Annotated in this window: 15 protein-coding genes and 1 other annotated feature; of the genes, 4 read left to right on the top strand and 11 right to left on the bottom strand. The window is 41.9% G+C overall.

Annotated features, from left to right (window positions below; all coding sequences use genetic code 11):
- Positions 1 to 90 precede the first annotated feature (90 nt).
- Together ACIQXR_RS19580 and ACIQXR_RS19575 are read right to left on the bottom strand one after the other, a co-directional pair.
- Entirely contained in the window at positions 91 to 1,815 is a 1,725-nt protein-coding gene (locus ACIQXR_RS19580) for a sensor domain-containing diguanylate cyclase (RefSeq protein WP_402875831.1), read from the bottom strand.
- Between the two features lie 221 nt (positions 1,816 to 2,036).
- A complete protein-coding gene (locus tag ACIQXR_RS19575) occupies positions 2,037 to 3,323 on the bottom strand; it encodes a bifunctional folylpolyglutamate synthase/dihydrofolate synthase (protein WP_402875833.1) in 1,287 nt (428 codons plus the stop codon).
- A 99-nt stretch (positions 3,324 to 3,422) separates the two neighbouring features.
- On the opposite strand from ACIQXR_RS19575, the gene ACIQXR_RS19570 reads away from it, so the two are divergent.
- Both ACIQXR_RS19570 and ACIQXR_RS19565 read left to right on the top strand, forming a co-directional pair.
- Positions 3,423 to 4,334 (top strand): ATP-grasp domain-containing protein, encoded by a 912-nt coding sequence (locus tag ACIQXR_RS19570; protein WP_402875835.1) that lies wholly within the window; start codon positions 3,423 to 3,425, stop codon positions 4,332 to 4,334.
- Positions 4,331 to 5,176 carry an ATP-grasp domain-containing protein gene (locus ACIQXR_RS19565; RefSeq protein ID WP_402875836.1) on the top strand — a complete coding sequence of 282 codons (846 nt, stop codon included), beginning with the start codon at positions 4,331 to 4,333 and terminating at the stop codon, positions 5,174 to 5,176. The genes ACIQXR_RS19570 and ACIQXR_RS19565 overlap by 4 nt, the downstream gene beginning before the upstream one ends.
- Positions 5,177 to 5,230: 54 nt before the next feature.
- Here the strand turns inward: ACIQXR_RS19565 and ACIQXR_RS19560 are convergent, their stop codons facing one another.
- Entirely contained in the window at positions 5,231 to 7,882 is a 2,652-nt protein-coding gene (locus tag ACIQXR_RS19560) for a valine--tRNA ligase (protein ID WP_402875838.1), read from the bottom strand.
- Between the two features lie 42 nt (positions 7,883 to 7,924).
- Positions 7,925 to 8,152, bottom strand: a binding site (T-box leader).
- Positions 8,153 to 8,427: 275 nt separating this feature from the next.
- Between ACIQXR_RS19560 and ACIQXR_RS19555 the strand changes: the two genes are divergently transcribed.
- Positions 8,428 to 8,580 (top strand): hypothetical protein, encoded by a 153-nt coding sequence (locus ACIQXR_RS19555; RefSeq protein ID WP_402875862.1) that lies wholly within the window; start codon positions 8,428 to 8,430, stop codon positions 8,578 to 8,580.
- 57 nt (positions 8,581 to 8,637) lie between these two features.
- Here the strand turns inward: ACIQXR_RS19555 and ysxE are convergent, their stop codons facing one another.
- The 8 genes from ysxE to hemA all read right to left on the bottom strand — a co-directional run bounded on the left by ysxE (position 8,638) and on the right by hemA (position 17,857).
- Entirely contained in the window at positions 8,638 to 9,708 is a 1,071-nt protein-coding gene (gene ysxE, locus ACIQXR_RS19550) for a spore coat protein YsxE (protein WP_402958140.1), read from the bottom strand.
- 95 nt (positions 9,709 to 9,803) lie between these two features.
- Positions 9,804 to 11,417 carry a LysM peptidoglycan-binding domain-containing protein gene (locus tag ACIQXR_RS19545; RefSeq protein WP_402875842.1) on the bottom strand — a complete coding sequence of 538 codons (1,614 nt, stop codon included), beginning with the start codon at positions 11,415 to 11,417 and terminating at the stop codon, positions 9,804 to 9,806.
- Positions 11,418 to 11,603: 186 nt separating this feature from the next.
- Positions 11,604 to 12,893 (bottom strand): glutamate-1-semialdehyde 2,1-aminomutase, encoded by a 1,290-nt coding sequence (gene hemL / locus ACIQXR_RS19540; RefSeq protein WP_402875844.1) that lies wholly within the window; start codon positions 12,891 to 12,893, stop codon positions 11,604 to 11,606.
- Between the two features lie 42 nt (positions 12,894 to 12,935).
- The gene (gene hemB, locus ACIQXR_RS19535; protein ID WP_402875846.1) at positions 12,936 to 13,928 is read right to left on the bottom strand and encodes a porphobilinogen synthase; all 993 of its coding nucleotides are present in this window, start codon (positions 13,926 to 13,928) and stop codon (positions 12,936 to 12,938) included.
- The gene (locus tag ACIQXR_RS19530; protein WP_402875848.1) at positions 13,925 to 14,725 is read right to left on the bottom strand and encodes a uroporphyrinogen-III synthase; all 801 of its coding nucleotides are present in this window, start codon (positions 14,723 to 14,725) and stop codon (positions 13,925 to 13,927) included. Before ACIQXR_RS19530 ends, hemB begins: the two co-directional genes overlap by 4 nt.
- Positions 14,725 to 15,657 carry a hydroxymethylbilane synthase gene (gene hemC / locus ACIQXR_RS19525; protein ID WP_402875850.1) on the bottom strand — a complete coding sequence of 311 codons (933 nt, stop codon included), beginning with the start codon at positions 15,655 to 15,657 and terminating at the stop codon, positions 14,725 to 14,727. Before hemC ends, ACIQXR_RS19530 begins: the two co-directional genes overlap by 1 nt.
- A 9-nt stretch (positions 15,658 to 15,666) precedes the next feature.
- The gene (locus ACIQXR_RS19520; RefSeq protein ID WP_402986494.1) at positions 15,667 to 16,497 is read right to left on the bottom strand and encodes a cytochrome C assembly family protein; all 831 of its coding nucleotides are present in this window, start codon (positions 16,495 to 16,497) and stop codon (positions 15,667 to 15,669) included.
- 10 nt (positions 16,498 to 16,507) lie between these two features.
- A complete protein-coding gene (gene hemA, locus ACIQXR_RS19515; RefSeq protein WP_402875855.1) occupies positions 16,508 to 17,857 on the bottom strand; it encodes a glutamyl-tRNA reductase in 1,350 nt (449 codons plus the stop codon).
- 246 nt (positions 17,858 to 18,103) lie between these two features.
- On the opposite strand from hemA, the gene ACIQXR_RS19510 reads away from it, so the two are divergent.
- A complete protein-coding gene (locus ACIQXR_RS19510) occupies positions 18,104 to 18,586 on the top strand; it encodes a LiaI-LiaF-like domain-containing protein (protein ID WP_402875857.1) in 483 nt (160 codons plus the stop codon).
- The last annotated feature ends 197 nt before the right edge of the window (positions 18,587 to 18,783 follow it).

Below are 18,783 nucleotides of genomic sequence, written 5' to 3'. Positions count from 1 at the left end.
GCACAGGAATGGGCAATAAATCCATTAATTTTTAATATTGGTAAAATCACCCTTATAAAAAAAGGCAAGACTCCAAGGAATCCTGCCTTTTTACCCTTCATATACTGCCACTTTATTTCTCCCAGCTTGTTTTGCGCCTGTATACATGGCACGGTCAGCGTGCCTGATTATCGATTGGGCATCTTCGGCATCGACCGGTGCTGTTGCGACCCCAATGCTTGCTGTAATGGAAATGGACTCTTCCCGTCTATTTTCATTTAAATCCGAATGGACGGTGAAGGGCTTGTTGGCTATCGAGAGTCTGATAAATTCAGCGAATTGATAGACTTCTTCTTTTCCAACATTGGGTAAGAGGATAACGAATTCCTCTCCACCGTACCTTGCTGTTACCCCTAAATGACCAACAATGCCCTCTAGACGCTCCGCCAATTCACAAAGGATTTCATTACCGCTTTGATGCCCATATGTATCGTTAACGGACTTAAAATGGTCAATATCAAGAAGGATCAGCGACAACTGATTGATTGATTGGTTTTGTAAACGTTCGAACTCCTTATGTAACACACATTCAAAATACCGAAAGTTATATAAATGGGTTAATGCGCATCGTTCACTGCTATATTTGGTTTTTTGATAATGGCGAGCATTTTCAAGAGCCACCCATAAGTAGGATGAGAGAATGTCCATGATCTTCGTTTGATGCGTACCATACGCCCTCTTCTTGGAAGAGGTAACAATGATTTCTCCTGCCACAACGGAGTTTCGAAGAATCGGAATGGCCATGATGCTTTCCACGTCTTCGGGGAAATTCCCATAATTGGACAGATGCTTCCATTCCTTTTTAGCATGAAAGACCTTGGCTTTTTTCAATTGAAAGAGGGTTGCATAGATTCCTTCTTTTATGGAAACAGGTTGAATCCTTTTTTCTATTTGTACGCCATTTTCTGCATATCGTAATATCTGGGCGTTTTCTTTTTCATCGAATATCTCGAAGACCAGCGTGTACTTGGAAGGGATGATCGCTGAACTGCCATCAATAAATAGATCCAGTACCTCGTTCGCCTGTAGCCTTTGAGTCAACTGATGACCAAATTCACTCACCTTTTTTAAATGCCTGTTTATTTCCTTAGTAAAATAGTATTGTTTCATGATATAAGCCAAACTGATCAAAGCCGCCCCTACGAGCAAAATGGCCAGGGTCCCCATTTCGATATATAAAATAAATAAAATAATCCCGATTGGCATGGTCATGAGGCTTAAGAAACCGTCCCATAAAGCATCCTTTGTTTTCATCTCCAGCTTTTTTCCATACAGCAATGAATGTGAGACGGTGATAGCTAAATGATTGAATAAAAAATAAGAACACTGATAAACGAGAATCAACAGAATGTCGGAAACATCAATACCGGAAGTGAAATCATGATCTCCACCTAAGCCATAATAGACCAGTCCACTCAATAGGCAAAATATAAATGACGTGATGGAATTAAGCGGAAACCGATACCAATCCTTTTTGGCTAATCGAAGCCTGACTATAATGAACATGAAGGTAACCTGTGTGACCAGGATTTCGATAGCTAGTCCGAACACTAGAAAGACCGCGAGCGAAACTCCCTGTACGACTGTGATCGGGATATTGTTAATCATAATCGGCATCAAGGTCAATACACTTATGAGTGCGAGAAAAGCAACAATGTCTCCCGTATTCCCACTCGTGATTGGCGGAAATACGTGAAAAGTCCCGACTAAACCAGCGGGTATAATAAGAAACCACATCACATAGACAGCCATTCTTTTTTTTCTAGAAATAATCATTTATTCTCCCCATCCCCATGAGTATCTTGACACATTAATCATACCAGTAATCAGTTACTTTAGCACTATACCCAAATTAAAAAACTTTAAAACTAATAGGTTAAAAGTCTTTGTTTCTTTGTTTTTGGAACCTAAAAAAACCCTTCTGTCTTAAAAGACAAAAGGGTATAAAGCTAAATATGATAGAAAAAATGGCTGCAATAAGTGGCACATGCTGATGATCACTCAACACTGTATACAAATTTCCGGACAAGAGAAAGAAAATAGAGGGAACCCGTGATGACCAGTACTTCTCGTGCGTTTGTTCTTTGTTTGCCGGTTATGATCGCTTTCTGCCAATCCTTCTCCAATTCCCGTTTCTCCTTAGAACAATGTTCATAAAGCACTTCCGCGTTCGCTGCCCGTTCATGTTCGAATTCAGTAACCGTTATTTGACTTGCTTCCGTGTCGAGTAGCTGAAGCATCGTAGCATAATCCTTATCACGAAACGAACTGAATATAAACCGGTAACGATGATTCGGATAGCGTGTCTTTAACGTGTCAAGCAGCACCTCAATACCGGCTGGATTATGCGCCCCATCAATGATGATCAACGGTTCATCGGAAATTATCTCAAAACGGCCATTCCACTGTGCTTCCCCTATCCCCTTCCGAATGCTTTGTTCATGGATGTCCTCTCTTACAATTGTAGCAGCTGCGATGGCCAGTGCCGCATTATTGATTTGATGGCGCCCTAGCATCTTTACCGCTATATTTTCGATGGTGGTATCCTTGAATGAAAAAGAGAAGCTTTGGCCGAGTTCATCTTGCTTAATGCCATGTACATGAACGTCTTTATCGATTTGATAATAGGGAACGTCCATGGAACGTGCTTTATCTTCTATCACCTTTGCTGGTTCCTCTGTCGTCACTCCACTGATGATGGGTGCCCCTTTTTTAATGATCCCTGCCTTCTCAAAAGCAATTTCTCCAAGCGTATTACCGAGGATATTCGTATGCTCCAAAGAAATGGAGGTGATGATGGAAAGAAGTGGCTTGACGACATTGGTGGTATCGAGCCTTCCCCCAAGTCCCGTTTCCAGTAAAACCAAATCCGTGCCTTTTTTGCTAAAATAAGAAAAAGCCATCGCTGTCAGGATTTCAAATTGAGTGGGTCCATTTCCTTCACCATCCATCTCTTGTACGATTGGCCACAGTTCTTGAAATCCAGAGACAAAGTCCTCATCGCTGATTTCCTCCCGGTTTATCTTTACCTGCTCATTCAGTCGAATTAAGTATGGGGATGTGAAAGAAGCCACCCGTAGCCCTTCAGCCAAAAGGATTTCCTTTATGAATTGGAGCGTAGAACCTTTGCCATTGGACCCTGCAATATGTATATATTTAAGCCCTACATGGGGGTTTCCTAATTTAGCTAATAATGTTTCCATTCGTGACAAGCCAAAGTTCATACCTAATTGGACCTGTCTTTCTTCAAAAAATCGGTTGATTTCATTCATGTCCGTTACCATTTATCGATAAGCCTCCTCTTTCTTTATACCGCTCTTATGCGTTAAAATTATTTTATCAATATATTAACGATTTACCTAGATGAAAGGTAGTGATTGACCATGAAATCTTCTTCACTCCATTGTTGGATTGTCGTCAACGGCTATTTGCAACATGAAAAGTTTTCTAGCTTGGCTTTATTCATACAAGAGTCCGCTGAAAGAAAAGGGATATCGGCAACACTTGTCCGAAATTCCGACCTGGTTCCCGTTATTGAAAAGGGAACCCCGTATCTAAAAGGAACTGATGGAAAATTACCAGATTTCGTCCTGTTTATGGATAAGGATATTCATTTGGCACGCCATCTGGAACTGCTCGGCCTACCCGTATATAACAGCAGCTCGGCCATCGATATATGCGATAGCAAAGCCAAAACGCATCAAGCTTTAGCGGGTCACGGCATTCCGATGCCAAAAACCCTGTTTCCCCCGTTTACTTATGAAGGAATAGAAAGAAAAAACCTGGATGCATTCAAAAAAATCGGCAATGAGCTTGGCTACCCCCTCGTTGTAAAAGAAGCATACGGTTCATTCGGGGAACAGGTGTATTTAATTCCTACGGAGGATGAATTTATGGAAACGGTGAAAAAGCTTGGGCACCGGCCTTTTATTATGCAGGAATTCATTGAGCATAGTAAAGGCCGGGATATCCGTGTCAATGTCGTCGGCAATCAAGTCATCGCTTCCATGCAACGGAAGTCCGAGCATGATTTCCGAGCAAACATGACAGCTGGTGGAACAGCCTTCCCCTACACACCCACCAAGGCAGAAAGTGATCTTGCCATCCGTTGCGCTACTCTATTGGGTGCGGATTTTGCCGGGGTAGATTTGCTGTTCGGAGAAGATGGCCCGCTATTATGTGAAGTGAACTCGAACTCGCACTTGCTCAACATTTACGAATGTACGGGCATTAATATTGCTGACAGCATGTTTGATTATGTGATGGATGCATTCGAAAGAAAGGGATTCCAATGAAAAAGCATACAGGCTGGCTGATTTATAACCAAGAAGATGCCGCAAAAAACAGGGGATACATAGATTGGATGCTGGAAGAGGCCAAAAGTCTCGACCTAGATTTGCGTTTATATTATCGCGACCACATACAAATCGGCCACCGTTCGAATCAATTGTATGTCGAACACAAGCACGAACCGATAGATTTGCCTGATTTTGCAATAGTCCGGACCATCGATCCTTTCTTCACCAAACAATTGGAAAGGCTACATATCACATGCTTCAACTCTTCTTTCATCTCGGAAATCGTGAATGATAAAGCAAAAACGCATCAATATGTGACTTCAATCGGCATTCCGATGTCCGATACCGTTTATTGCTATGGCACTCCCTCAACAAGCGATATGGAATTACCATTCATTGCGAAAGACGTTCATGGACGTGGTGGAAAACAGGTTTACTTGATTGAACATGAAAAAGACTTGAGAGAACTGCCTAACGCAAAATGGATCGTTCAAAAACCGGGTGTATTCGGAAAGGATATCCGTGTCTTTGTCATTGGGAACAGAATCATTGCAGCTGTCCTTAGAGAGTCCTCTTCTAACTTCAAGGCCAATTACACGTTAGGCGGATCTGCTTCGTTATATGAGCTGTCAGCTGCCGAACGGACACTCGTAGAACGGGTAATTGCCGCCTTTGACTTTGGCATGGTCGGGATTGATTTCATTTTCGCCGAAGATGGCAGCCTCATGCTCAATGAAATTGAAGATGTAGTGGGAAGCAGAACGTTAAGTGCGCTCAGTAATCTTAATATTGTAAAAGAGTATCTATTGTTTATAAAAGAGAAACTATCGGTTAAGTAACAAACAAAAGGATGAACCAGCTTCTTACATAGCCGGTTCATCCTTTTTTGTTTTTTAAAGCTGTTTCAATTCATTGATTCTATGAATGACAGAATCACGTTTCTCACTGTAGTCTTTTTCTTTGGCACGTTCTTCTTCAATGACGCTTGCTGGCGCTTTTTTGACGAAGCCTTCGTTGCCTAGTTTTTTCTGTACGCGTTCTACTTCTTTATTAAGTTTGTCGAGTTCCTTTTCAAGACGTTTCACTTCTTCGTCGATATTGATCAGCCCTGTTAGTGGAAGGATCAGTTCAACACCCGTAACCACAGCTGTCATGGCTTGTGCTGGTTCTTCGACATCGATGCCGATTGTCAATTGTTCAGGATTACAGAAGCGCTCGATATAGCTGCTGTTTTTTTCTAATGTTTCTAAAATGGACGCATCTTTTGCTTTTAGAATCAAGTTGATTTTTTTGCTTAAAGGCGTGTTGACTTCAGAACGGATATTCCGGACTGAACGGATGATTTCAACAAGCAGTTTCATTTCCTCCGCTGCAGCTGTATCCGTTAACTCTTCCTTCACTTCAGGCCATGCAGCAACCGTGATTGATTCGCCTTGGTGCGGAAGGTTTTGCCAAATTTCTTCCGTTATGAACGGCATGAATGGGTGAAGCAATCTCATCGTGTTATCTAGCACGTATGCAAGAATCGAACGAGTCGTTTTCTTCGCCGCTTCGTCTTCCCCATATAGCGGAAGTTTAGCCATTTCAATATACCAGTCACAGAAATCATCCCAAATGAAATTATAAAGCACGCGACCCACTTCACCGAATTCATAACGGTCCGCAAGTCTTGTCACGTTTGAAATCGTTTCATTCAATCGAGTAAGGATCCATTTATCAGCAACGGACTTTTCACCGCTTAAATCGATTTCATCATAGGTCATGCCATTCATGTTCATTAAGGCAAAACGGGAGGCATTCCAGATCTTATTGGAGAAATTCCATACCGCTTCCACTTTTTCAGTGCTGTAACGAAGATCTTGCCCTGGTGAGCTTCCTGTTGAAAGGAAGTAACGTAGCGAATCTGCACCATATTGGTCGATGACATCCATTGGATCGACACCATTGCCAAGCGATTTACTCATCTTGCGTCCCTGTTCATCACGAACAAGACCATGGATCAGAACGTCTTCGAATGGGCGCTCTCCCGTAAATTCAAGCGCTTGGAAAATCATCCGTGATACCCAGAAGAAAATGATATCATATCCTGTTACAAGTGCTCCGGTCGGATAGTAACGTTTGAAATCGATGCTTTCCTTGTCCGGCCAGCCCATAGTCGAGAACGGCCATAGTGCGGAGCTGAACCACGTGTCCAGGACGTCTGTATCCTGTTCCCAGTTCTGTGCATCAGCAGGTGCTTCCTGTCCCACGTATACCTCGCCAGTTTCTTTATGGTACCAGGCCGGGATGCGGTGACCCCACCAAAGTTGACGGGAAATACACCAATCGCGGATATTTTCCATCCAGTGCAGATACGTTTTCTCGAAACGATCCGGAACGAAGTTGACCTTTTCATCCTCGGATTTCTTTTGAAGGTCAACCGATGCATCAGCAAGAGGCTGCATTTTAACGAACCATTGAGTAGAAAGATATGGTTCTACAACTGCTCCGCTACGCTCTGAATGGCCGACAGAGTGAAGGTGGTCTTCAATTTTGAAGAGTACTCCAGCTTCTTGCAAGTCTTTGACGATTTGCTTACGGCATTCGAAACGGTCCATTCCTTCATATTTACCGGCCTTCTCATTCATCGAACCATCTTCATGCATGACAAGGATGCGTTCTAGATTATGACGGTTTCCGATTTCAAAGTCATTAGGGTCATGAGCCGGTGTAATTTTAACGGCACCTGAACCGAAATCCATATCCACATAATCATCGCCAACGATCGGAATTTCACGACCTGTGATTGGCAGACGAACCATTTTCCCGATTAAATGCTTGTAACGGTCATCTTTAGGATGTACCGCAACTGCCGTATCACCAAGCATCGTTTCTGGACGGGTTGTCGCAATTTCAATTTCTCCCGATCCGTCAACTAGCGGGTATTTCATATGATAGAATGCACCTTGAATATCTTTGTAGATTACTTCGATATCAGAAATGGCCGTTTTCGTCGATGGGTCCCAGTTAATGATATATTCGCCACGATAAATCAATCCTTTTTTATAAAGGGTAACGAATACTTCATTGACCGCTTTAGAAAGACCTTCATCTAGCGTGAAGCGTTCGCGGGTATAGTCAAGGCCAAGGCCAAGTTTTGCCCATTGTTCACGGATATGGCTTGCATACTCCTCTTTCCATTTCCATGTTTCTTCCACGAATTTCTCACGACCTAGGTCATAGCGGCTAACGCCTTCAGCACGAAGCTTTTGTTCCACTTTCGCCTGTGTTGCGATACCGGCATGGTCCATACCAGGAAGCCATAGCACGTCATATCCTTGCATACGCTTCATACGTGTCAAGATATCTTGTAGTGTTGTATCCCAAGCATGACCAAGATGTAGCTTACCTGTTACGTTTGGTGGAGGGATGACGATTGTATACGGTTCTTTTTTATCATCACCTGTTGTTTCAAAGTACTTCCCATCAAGCCACCATTTATAACGGCCTTTCTCTATCGTTTGCGGATCATATTTTGTTGGCATCGAAATTTGGTTTTCTTCCATGTTGTTTTCCTCCTTTTGGGCATAAAAAAACTTCCATCATCATAAAAGGACGAAGGAAGTTGTTCGCGGTGCCACCTTTTTTCCGAAAAAGAAAGAAATCTTTTCTCGGCTCTCAAATCGGATAACGGCTCTTCACCGGCCTTCGCTACTAACTATTCACGAAGACTGCTCGCGGACGACTTCTGATGCTGCCTGCTTAGAAACCTCGCACCAATGGTTTCCTCTCTGAAAAGGGCATTTCATCTTACTATTTCCGGTCTTTACATTCATTTATATTCATATGTAAAATCATTAATTGCATATAGTATATAGTACAAAAAAAAGGGGGGTCGAGTCAATCATCTTTTCGTTTACTTTCGTAAGTATGGCCCTATTCACTAAGGGAGGCTCACAAGAACAGAACGATTTTCCTATTATACATCAACGTTTCATGATGTTCCGCATTTCTCACATGTTTCGCAGCCCTCCCATACAATAAAAGAAGTCCTACAAAGGAAGGTGCAATCTTGAGACGAAAATACTCACCTTATACGTTGCCACCTTGGATGAAAAAGTTCCGCGGTGTTTGTCAGCAATTCATTGTCCCCTTCATTGTTTTTCAAGGAATACGTACGTTAATATTTCCAACTTTCTTCGATATGCTCCTGTTGGTCGCCTTTATTTTCTTAGCCATGTCTTTATATTTAGAATGGATATAATTATTCCCCTACAACAAAAAAATATACATGATTGGATATTCATCCATTCATGTATATTTAGCTTGGGGGCGATTGTTCCTCTTTGGCCGCCTCGGCAGCCGCTTTTTTCTGTTTTTCGACTTCCTCGACCTTCATCACCATATATTCCACATTCTTCAAAAGCCAGAATTGTCGTTGCAACTTCGTGACATTATCCAGTTCCGTCCTTAGACCTTTACCCTCGGAATAGTTCTTCACCACATCCAGTGCTGATCCCGGGAAAGCCAAATAACTTTGCATCAGCAGCATTTCCTCTTCTTTCAAAGGAAAGAAACGAAGATAATTATAAAGCCAATCGACGCAATCATCACATTGGACTGGATAGGTCCTTGCCGTTTTGACGAGAAAAGGTAGTAAGTCAAAATGGGGAGGGGCCGTATTCGAATTCTCGAAATTGATAAAGTAACCATATCCTCGTTCATCATATACAAAGTGCTTCAATGAAACCTTTCCGTGGGTGAGGACGGTCCTTACTTTTTCGCTTTCCTTTGTCTTTTCGAACCATGTTTCAAACTTTTTGATAGAGTAGTTCAATGCCTGGGTGATATCCGTAAAAAAGGTGCAGACCGACATCTCAAATGGAGACATATACCACTTTCTTTCACAGGTGACAATGTACTCCTCCATAAAGTCCTTCTGCGTATTCCACTCACTCAGTGTTCTTTCATAATGAGCTTCCCGCTCCTCTGTATCCACCTCTGTTTCTTTCACAGACAGTGTATGCATCCGTGCAAGTTCCCTGAACATTTGCTTATGTTTCTCATCACGTTCGCCATTTTCTTCATTATTCAACCAAGGCATCAGGTAATATAATCGGCCGTTATGAAGAACGGCATAGCGCTGGTCCATCGTTTGGTAAATAGGCACGATTCGGTTATATCCCCGGTGATACAATGTTTGGATATTTCGGATAAAGTCCATTCCATTGTGGGGAGTAATCGATTTCAAGGCAAAGGTTCCACGGTCGCTATACACTTTTTTCACTCGTCCAAAGTCCTCGATATATTGTACATAAAGCGCGTATTCTTTTAAGACATAGGCTGAATCACTATCCTGAATATTCTTTTGTTGATTCTCGTTTTCCCTCACGAGACTCACTCACTTTCTTTTTAAAAAAGCTCGCCAATCGTTTGAAATGCAAGATAAAGCAGGAGCAGAGCCAAGGCCCTGCTTACTGCTTGTGATTAGTTTTTGTAAGCAATGGACTTTGGAATGTAAATGACTTGCCCTTCGGTAACGCTCTGATTGCCTTCTAGTTCATTACTAAGAAGCAAGGATTGTACCGTGACGCCATAACGCTGGGCCAGATCATCTATCGTTTCCCCCTGCTGTACAATACAGACCTTCATCCTGACCAATTCTTCTTCCTGCTTTCTTCCGAAAAGATCCATGATGGTGTGTTGCTTATCCGCATTATCCTGGTTTTCTTTTTCACCTTGTTCGGCATTTTGCTTTTTTCTGCCTTTATAATTTTTCATTCCTTTTGCCTGTTTTTCTGGTTTTTCTCTTCTTTTGAATAGATCGGTCAAAGATGAAAGGGATTCCGGATCCTTTTCGAGGCTTGAGGATTCATTCTCATCACTAAGATTGTCATCTTGCCTATTGACGATGACATCCTGTTCTTGATGAGGCGAACCCGGAATTTTAACCACTGGCACATTTTCCACATCGGTCAAATAAACGGAGCCTTCCTTTTCTTCTTCTATTTCAGCGACTTTTCTTTTCACTTCGGTTTCAATACGTTTTCCTTTTTTATCTTCTATCTCAGCCACTCTTCTTTTGACCTGTTCCTCGATGTTCCCTTTGTTCTCTGCATCTTTTTTTGCCTCGATTTCATCCACTCGCCTTTTGACCTGTTCCTCGATACTTTCTCCTTTTCCTCCCTCTATCTCATCCACCCTTCTTTTAACCTGCTCTTCAATTCTTCCTCCTTTTTCTGTCTCAAACGATGCTGGCCACTTTTCCTTGGAAACAGGAGTCTCATTTTTCTCTTCCTCAATTTCAATTACTCTTCTTTTCACTTGCGTCTCTATGTCGTTATCCTGTCTGTTGACCTCGGGTTCCCACTGCATCTCCTCAGGAAATGGGGATACAGGAATTTCAAAAACAGGGGCGTTATGTTGATGATTACTTAGGTATACCGGTTCCTCTTCTTCATCCTCTTTTGCTTCCGCGACTCGTTTTGCTTCTGCGGAAAATGGCGTGTATAGATCACTTTGCTCGTCATTGCGGAAGACATGATGGAAATCAGGGACGGGTGGTTCTGCAGCCGCATATGGAACGTATGATTCATTTTCTTCATCTGATTCCTCAAGAAACTCAGTCTCCTCGGTCTCTTGATCTACTTCCATGCGCTCTTCCACATAGGAATCATTGTAAATACCGGTTATCAACAAATCCGCCTGTAATTTTAGGCAGTTATGTTCAGGCAGAGCATAGTCAAAACTCTGAATCGTGATATCGATTTCCTCCAATGAGGAGATTCGGTTATTCGGTATCGTTATATCAACCGGAAATCGGTGTGTGAATTCATTGAGACCATCTGGATGCCTCTCAACCTTTTGAACGGCTTTCGGCAAAAAGCTTTGAGAAAATTCCTCATAATCACCGTTTTGCGAGTCTTTGTATTCACCACTTAAATCTAATGAACCCCGGATAAACACATATTGATCGCTTTCCTGGATCGTCACATTTGGATCGAGGGATATGGAATAGAGCTCAGCCACTTCCTGTCCCTTATGAAACCAAACGGACTCTTCCAAAGAAAATCGCAAATACGATTCATTTTCTTGCGACAAGACAACTCCTCCTTTCAGCTTCAGAAAAACAGTACCTATACCAATAACAATCTATGAGGAAAGGGAAATGATTATTCCTTTAATCAATGGGAAAGATGGATGAATGAATCGAACAAATGGTTGAATGGAGGGGGGAAATCATCACAAATAAAAAAGGGCTTCCCCGGAATGGGGAAACCCTTACGATTATTTTTTCAATGTAGCGAAAGCTTTTTCAGCTGCTGCGATTGTTTTTTCAATGTCTTCATCGCTATGAGCCGTTGATAGGAATAAGCCTTCGTATTGAGAAGGTGGAAGATAAATCCCTTGGTTCGCCATTTCCCGGTAGTACGATGCAAAAAACTCTAAATCAGATGTTTTGGCTGTATCATAGTTCACTACATCTTCATTTGTAAAGAAAAGTCCGATCATGGAACCGGCACGGTTGAATGTATAGGGAATGCCATATTGTTTCGCCGCTTCCCCGATTCCTTTTTCAAGCATATCGCCTTTACGGGTAAACTCATCATACGATTCAGGTGTCAATTGACTCAGGGTTTCAAGTCCTGCTGTCATCGCAAGAGGGTTACCAGATAATGTACCTGCTTGATAAATATTACCGCTTGGCGCTACTTGCTCCATGATTTTACGTTTGCCGCCGAAAGCCCCGACAGGTAATCCGCCGCCAATCACTTTACCTAGGCAAGTCAAGTCCGGATCAACGCCGAAATAACCTTGAGCACAGTTATAACCTACTCGGAAGCCTGTCATGACTTCATCAAAGATCAATAAGGATCCGTATTGGGTCGTCAAGTCACGTAGTCCTTCAAGGAAACCAGGTTGTGGCGGTACGACTCCCATATTCCCTGCAACCGGCTCGACGATTATACAGGCGATATCTTCACCAAACTGTTCGAACGCGTATTTAGTGGCTGCAAGATCATTATATGGTACCGTGATGGTATTCTTTGCTATTCCTTCAGGCACTCCTGGACTATCAGGTAAGCCAAGCGTAGCCACACCAGAGCCGGCCTTAATCAGCAAGGAATCACCATGTCCATGATAAGACCCTTCAAATTTCAGGATTTTATCGCGGCCTGTATAGCCACGCGCCAATCTCAATGCACTCATCGTAGCTTCTGTTCCTGAAGAAACCATTCGGATCATTTCGATTGAAGGGACCCTCTCGATGACTAGCTTAGCCAGTTCATTTTCAATCAGCGTAGAAGTACCGAAGCTTGTACCTGATTCTGCTACCTTTTTCAATGCCTCAACTACACGGTCATTCGTGTGACCAAGAATAAGTGGACCCCATGAAAGAACGTAGTCAATATATTCGTTGCCATCAATATCATAGAGTTTGGATCCTTTACCCCGTTCCATGAAAATAGGATCCATATCCACTGACTTGAAGGCACGGACAGGACTATTTACGCCCCCTGGCATCAGGTCTTTAGCTTCGGCAAACGCCTTTTTTGAGTTTTCGTATGAACGCATGTATCCGTCCCCTTTTCTCTAATAAACTATATTATTTTTTCCTCACTTATTATCTTCATCGATCCAACGGGCTACATCTTTTGAAAAATAAGTAATGATCAAGTCAGAACCTGCTCGTTTGAAGCCTGTCATCATTTCCATTACGATTGATTTTTCATCGATCCAGCCGTTTTGGGCGGCAGCCTTCACCATTGAATATTCCCCACTTACGTTATAAGCCACAATCGGAAGTGTGAAGGTATTTTTCATGTCCCTGATGACATCCATGTAGGAAAGAGCTGGTTTCACGATTAAGAAGTCGGCTCCTTCTTCTACATCGGATTCTGCTTCACGGAAAGCTTCTAGACGGTTAGCCGGGTCCATTTGGTACGTTTTCCGGTCGCCGAACTGAGGAGCCCCATTGGCCGCATCACGGAAAGGACCATAAAAAGCGGACGAATATTTCACAGCATAAGACATGATCGGGATATCTTCGTAACCAGCTTCATCTAGTCCTGCACGGATGGCCGCAACAAATCCATCCATCATATTAGAAGGGGCAATGATATCGGCACCTGCTTCTGCTTGGCTGATGGCCGTTTTGGCAAGAAGGTCAAGTGACGCATCATTTAAGATTTTGTCTCCCTCAACTACTCCACAGTGACCATGGCTTGTGTATTCACATAAGCATGTGTCGGCAATGACCATGACTTCAGGGTATTGTTTTTTGATGAGTCGGGTTGCTTGTTGGACAAGTCCATTATGATGAAAGGCTCCAGTGCCTTGTTCATCCTTATCATGTTCAAATGGAACACCGAATAAAATGACTGATTTAATGCCAAGACCCACGACCTCATCCATCTCTGCCGCTAGATTATCCATCGAAAGCTGGTAAATTCCTGGCATGGAGGCGATTTCTGTTTTTATGTTCTCGCCGTCGATGATGAAAATCGGGTAGATTAAATCCTCTTTATGTACGTATGTTTCACGGACCAAAGCCCTCATGCCGGCACTTGCACGCAGGCGGCGGTGACGATTGAATAAAATATCTTTCATTTTATGGTTCCTCCTTTAGGATTCTTTTTAACAATATATCGTACTACTTCCTCAACCATCGCTTCTGTTGTATAGACATCAGGACATACAGAAACATGTAAACCATTTCTCGATGCCGTCCTGGCACAAATCGGTCCGATACAAGCAATGACAAGGTCTTTTATGTATGTATTCAATTCATATTGTTCAATGATCTGTGTAAAGTGATTCACCGTGGAAGAGCTTGTAAAGGTGATGATATCCACTTTCCCGTTCAAGATTAATTGGACCAGTTGTCTTTCGCTCTCTTGTGGAAGTATGGTGTGATAGATAATCATTTCATCACACGATGCACTCGTTTCATTAATGGCCTCCGCTATGACCGTCCTTGCGAGGTTCCCTTTCGCAAGGAGGACACGTTCACCGGGTTCGAGGTGAGTAATAAACTCCGAAACAAAACGCTCTGCAACATATTCGGATGGAACAAAATCCGCTTCATATCCATACGCGTTCAAAGCCTCTTCCGTTTTGGATCCAATGACGGCTATTTTCGGAAGCACCACATGTTGTTGCTTGCCGAGCAGCCTGAACAAAAAATCCACACCATTCTTGCTCGTTAATATGACCCAGTCATAGCTGTTCAATCGATTCAACCGTTCTTGTACCTCTTCCAGATTTTCTGGAAGGGTAAACTCAAGCAACGGCACCATCAGAGGAGTTCCCCCATTTTTTTTCACTAAAGTTTGCAAACCCTCTGCTTGCCCTTTCCCTCTGGTGATTAAAACCTGATAATCTTTAAGAGGCAAAAACGGCTTCATTACTGATCAAGCTCCTCTTTTACACGATCAATCAACTCTTTGCCACCGAATTCACTAATCAATCTAGCAGCTTCAAGGCCAACAGCTTCAGGATTTGGGCCCTCAGCCATTTCTTTATAAATCACTTTACCATCCGGGGAAGCGACTAAAGCTGTTAAGGAAACATCTCCATTGTCTTTTGCAACTGCCAATCCTGCAATCGGCACCTGGCAGCCACCTTCCATTTTATCTAAAAAGGCACGTTCAGCTTCTACGGTCTTTTTCGTATTTTCACACGTGAATTTAGCAAGCTCAGACAATAAATCATGATCATCTGCACGGCACTCAATGGAAAGAGCTCCTTGGCCAACAGCCGGTAAACAAATGTCTTCATCTAAAAATTCCGTTACGACGTCTTTCTTCCAACCCATTCTAGCAAGACCTGCAGCAGCTAGAATGATGGCGTCATACTCTTCATTTTTTAGTTTATCCAAACGGGTATCAATATTCCCGCGAATCCATTTAATTTCAAGATCCGGTCTTCTTGACAAGATTTGGGCACTGCGACGCAAACTGCTTGTTCCAACAATAGAGCCCGGTTTCAATTCAGAAAGCTTTTCATGATTCTTTGAAATCAATGCATCACGGTGATCTTCTCTTGGTGGAATGCAGCCAATCGTCAATCCTTCTGGAAGCACCGCTGGCATATCCTTCATGCTATGTACAGCCATATCAATTTCCTTATTCAGCATGGCCTGTTCGATTTCTTTAACAAATAGTCCCTTACCGCCTACTTTCGAAAGCGTCACATCCAGGATTTGGTCACCTTTCGTGACTATTTCCTTCACTTCGAACTCGTAGGGAAGGCCAAGTTCCTTAAGTTGATTAATCACCCAATTCGTTTGGGTAATCGCTAGTTTACTACGTCTAGAACCGACAATGATTTTTCTCATAGTTTCCTCCTATGTATTCCAAACATGGAATGATGAAAGACTTCCAAAAAGGAAAAAGTTAATTAATACAATCATGAAGAATCCAATATTCAAAAAGGCCAAAGCCCTGCCATAAACCTGTTTTCGGATTTTCAAGTATAAATAAACACTGTATCCTATCAATATAACAAACGAACCGATAATTTTCATATCCAACCAAGAAACACCTGGTAATTTAAGATTGGCCCACTGAATGCCCAGTATCAAAGATACCCCCAATAACGGAACGCCGATTACAGCGAGAACATACGACAGATTTTCAAGCTTCGTCAAATCACCCAGTCGAAGCAACCGCTTACCCCATTTCTTTCGCTTCAATAAGTCATATTGAATCAAGTAGAGTAAGGAAAACACGAATGAAAGAGTAAAAGCACTATAAGATAGTAAGGCAAACGTGATATGAATAAATAAAAGCTCAGAAACCAGCTGTTGTGCAAGGACTTCCGATTCTATCTGGACAGGGGCAAACGTATGGATGGCCATCACCATGAACCCAAGTAGATTAGTAAAGAATACGATAAAATCGACACGTAACAACCGGTTAATGATCAATGATAATGAAACGAGGAGCCAAGCATAAAAATATAGCCCTTCGAAAATCGTCAAGATTGGAAATCTTCCCGTTTTCATTACATAAAGAAATAAAAAAATTGTTTGCAGTACCCAAACAATAGAAAGCAACCAGAAGGCGATTTTATTAGCCTTCTGGTTATTATTTAGAAAATCGAAGAAATATAAAAGCATACTGACGGCATATAACAATACAGTACCTTCATGTAACCTTGTCATTAGTAATTCCATATCTACCTCATTAATGGACAGGAACTGGATTTAGTAGAGAAGACTTCGCATGTGCCTTTTCAGTTTCATTGTCCTCTACCATCTTTTCTTCAACCAATTCCTCTAAATGAAAGATTTTCACAAAATTATTTAATTGTTCTTTTGCATTTGGTTCCTCTGCCAGTTCTTTGGCATATAAAATCGGATCCCTCAGCATTTGATTAATGATGCTCTTCGTATGTTTATTCAATACTTTTATATCACGTTCACTCAAGTGTGGGAGCTTTCTTTCAATGCTCTCCATCGTTTCCTTTTGAATCGATAACGATTTTTCCCGTAGGGACGAAATGACTGGAACCACACCAAGCAAATTCATCCACTGATTAAATTCAACAATCTCGAATTCAATCATTAAGCCAATCTTTTCAGCAGCTTTCTTACGTTCTTCGATATTCGCTTGTACGATTCCTTCAAGGTCATCGATGTCGTATAGGAATACGTTTTCCAGTTCAGCCAACGTTGGATCCAAGTCACGTGGAACAGCGATATCCACCATGAAGATAGGACGGCCTTTGCGAAGCTTGTTCACAAATGTCATCATTTCTTTTGTGACGAGAAGGTCTTTCGATCCAGTGGACGTAATTAAGATATCCGCTTCCACCAATGCACATTGCAGTTCCTGAAGCTGTTTTGCATCTCCATTAAATCTCTCAGCTAAATCAACCGCCTTCTGATAAGTACGATTGATGACAGTAATGCTATCCGCACCATTACTGTGAAGATTTTGAATCGCCAATTCACCCATTTTACCTGCTCCGAGAATCAGCACATTCTTGCCACTTAAGCTTCCAAAGATTTTCTTCGCCAATTCAACGGCCGCATAGCTCACGGAAACTGCATTCGTATTGATTTCCGTTTCCGAATGGGCTTTTTTGGCCAGTGTAAGGGCTTGCTTGAAAAGATGATTAGAAACCGTTCCTATTGTATCTTCCTTCTGTCCCAACATATAACTCGAGCGAACTTGTCCCAAAATCTGCGTTTCCCCAAGAATCATGGAGTTCAGGCCACATGTAACTGAAAATAAATGCTCAACAGCAGCGTCCCCTTCATAGAAAAACAGATATTTAGAAAACTCCTCTTTATCGATGTGAAACCACTCAGAAAGGAATTCCTTAATATAGTATCGGCTAGTATGAAGTTGATCACCTACCGCATATATTTCCGTTCTATTGCATGTGGAAATAATGACATTCTCCAAAATACTTTTTTTATTTTTAAGAGCTTTCATTGCCTCGGCAAGTTCGGCTTCATTAAACGACAATTTTTCCCGAATTTCTACAGGGGCAGTTTTGTAATTGATACCAACCGCTAGAATATGCATCTTTTCTTTTGCACCCCCAAAATTTTTCATGTACCTTCATTATACCATGTACAAAAACTGAAACAAAAAAATATATGAACAGTTTATGAACGTATGCTACCATAATAAGAAAGCTTGTTCACCCACTAATATAGTGAATATATAAGCCGTATTTTTATATTAAATACATATTTCGACATTGTGTACAAAAGAACCATATCAAAAATACCAATAAACTTCAAGTAATCGAATTGATAGGAGGATAAAATGAAAAAGCAACGAATTTTTCCCGGAATCATTTTAATCGGTTTCGGACTTTATTTTTTTCTTGAACATTCACGAATTGAAATTTTCCCAGGTTTCTTTAGCTGGCCTACACTATTATGTATTGTCGGTATTGCCTTTTTAATCCAGGCCTACAGTGGGAGTGAGTATGAATCCATACTTCCCGGTGTCATCCTGCTCGGATTCGGCGCCCATTTCCATATCGCCAATAACCTAGAGATTTGGCCGGATAGCCTTGGTATCTTTATTTTAATCATTTCTCTAGGTTTTATTCTTAGGACACGTAAAACGAATACAGGCATGATGCACGGGATGATTTTATTCTTCATAGCGATCCTCACTTTGTTTTATGACAAAATCACCTCATCTTTCGGAATACTGGAAACAGGAACCTATAATATAGAAAAATTTTGGCCATTTGTTTTAATCGCAATTGGTGTGTATATCTTACTTCGAAGAAAATGAAAAAGGCCTCCCAGTGGGAGACCTTTTTTCACTAAGAAGAGAAGGGGCTGTCCCAAAAGTCAGGAAAATGACTTTTAGGGCAACCCTTTTTTTATGAAATTCATGCACAAAAAAATCGCCCTTTTTAGTAAAATGAAGTTACCACACACCATTTACGAAAGGACGATTTTTTATGAGCAATCCAAAGATCACTACAG

The organism is Peribacillus sp. NPDC097224 (genome assembly GCF_044761985.1).
Taxonomy (GTDB): domain Bacteria; phylum Bacillota; class Bacilli; order Bacillales; family DSM-1321; genus Peribacillus.
This window is presented reverse-complemented; position numbering and strand designations above follow the sequence as displayed.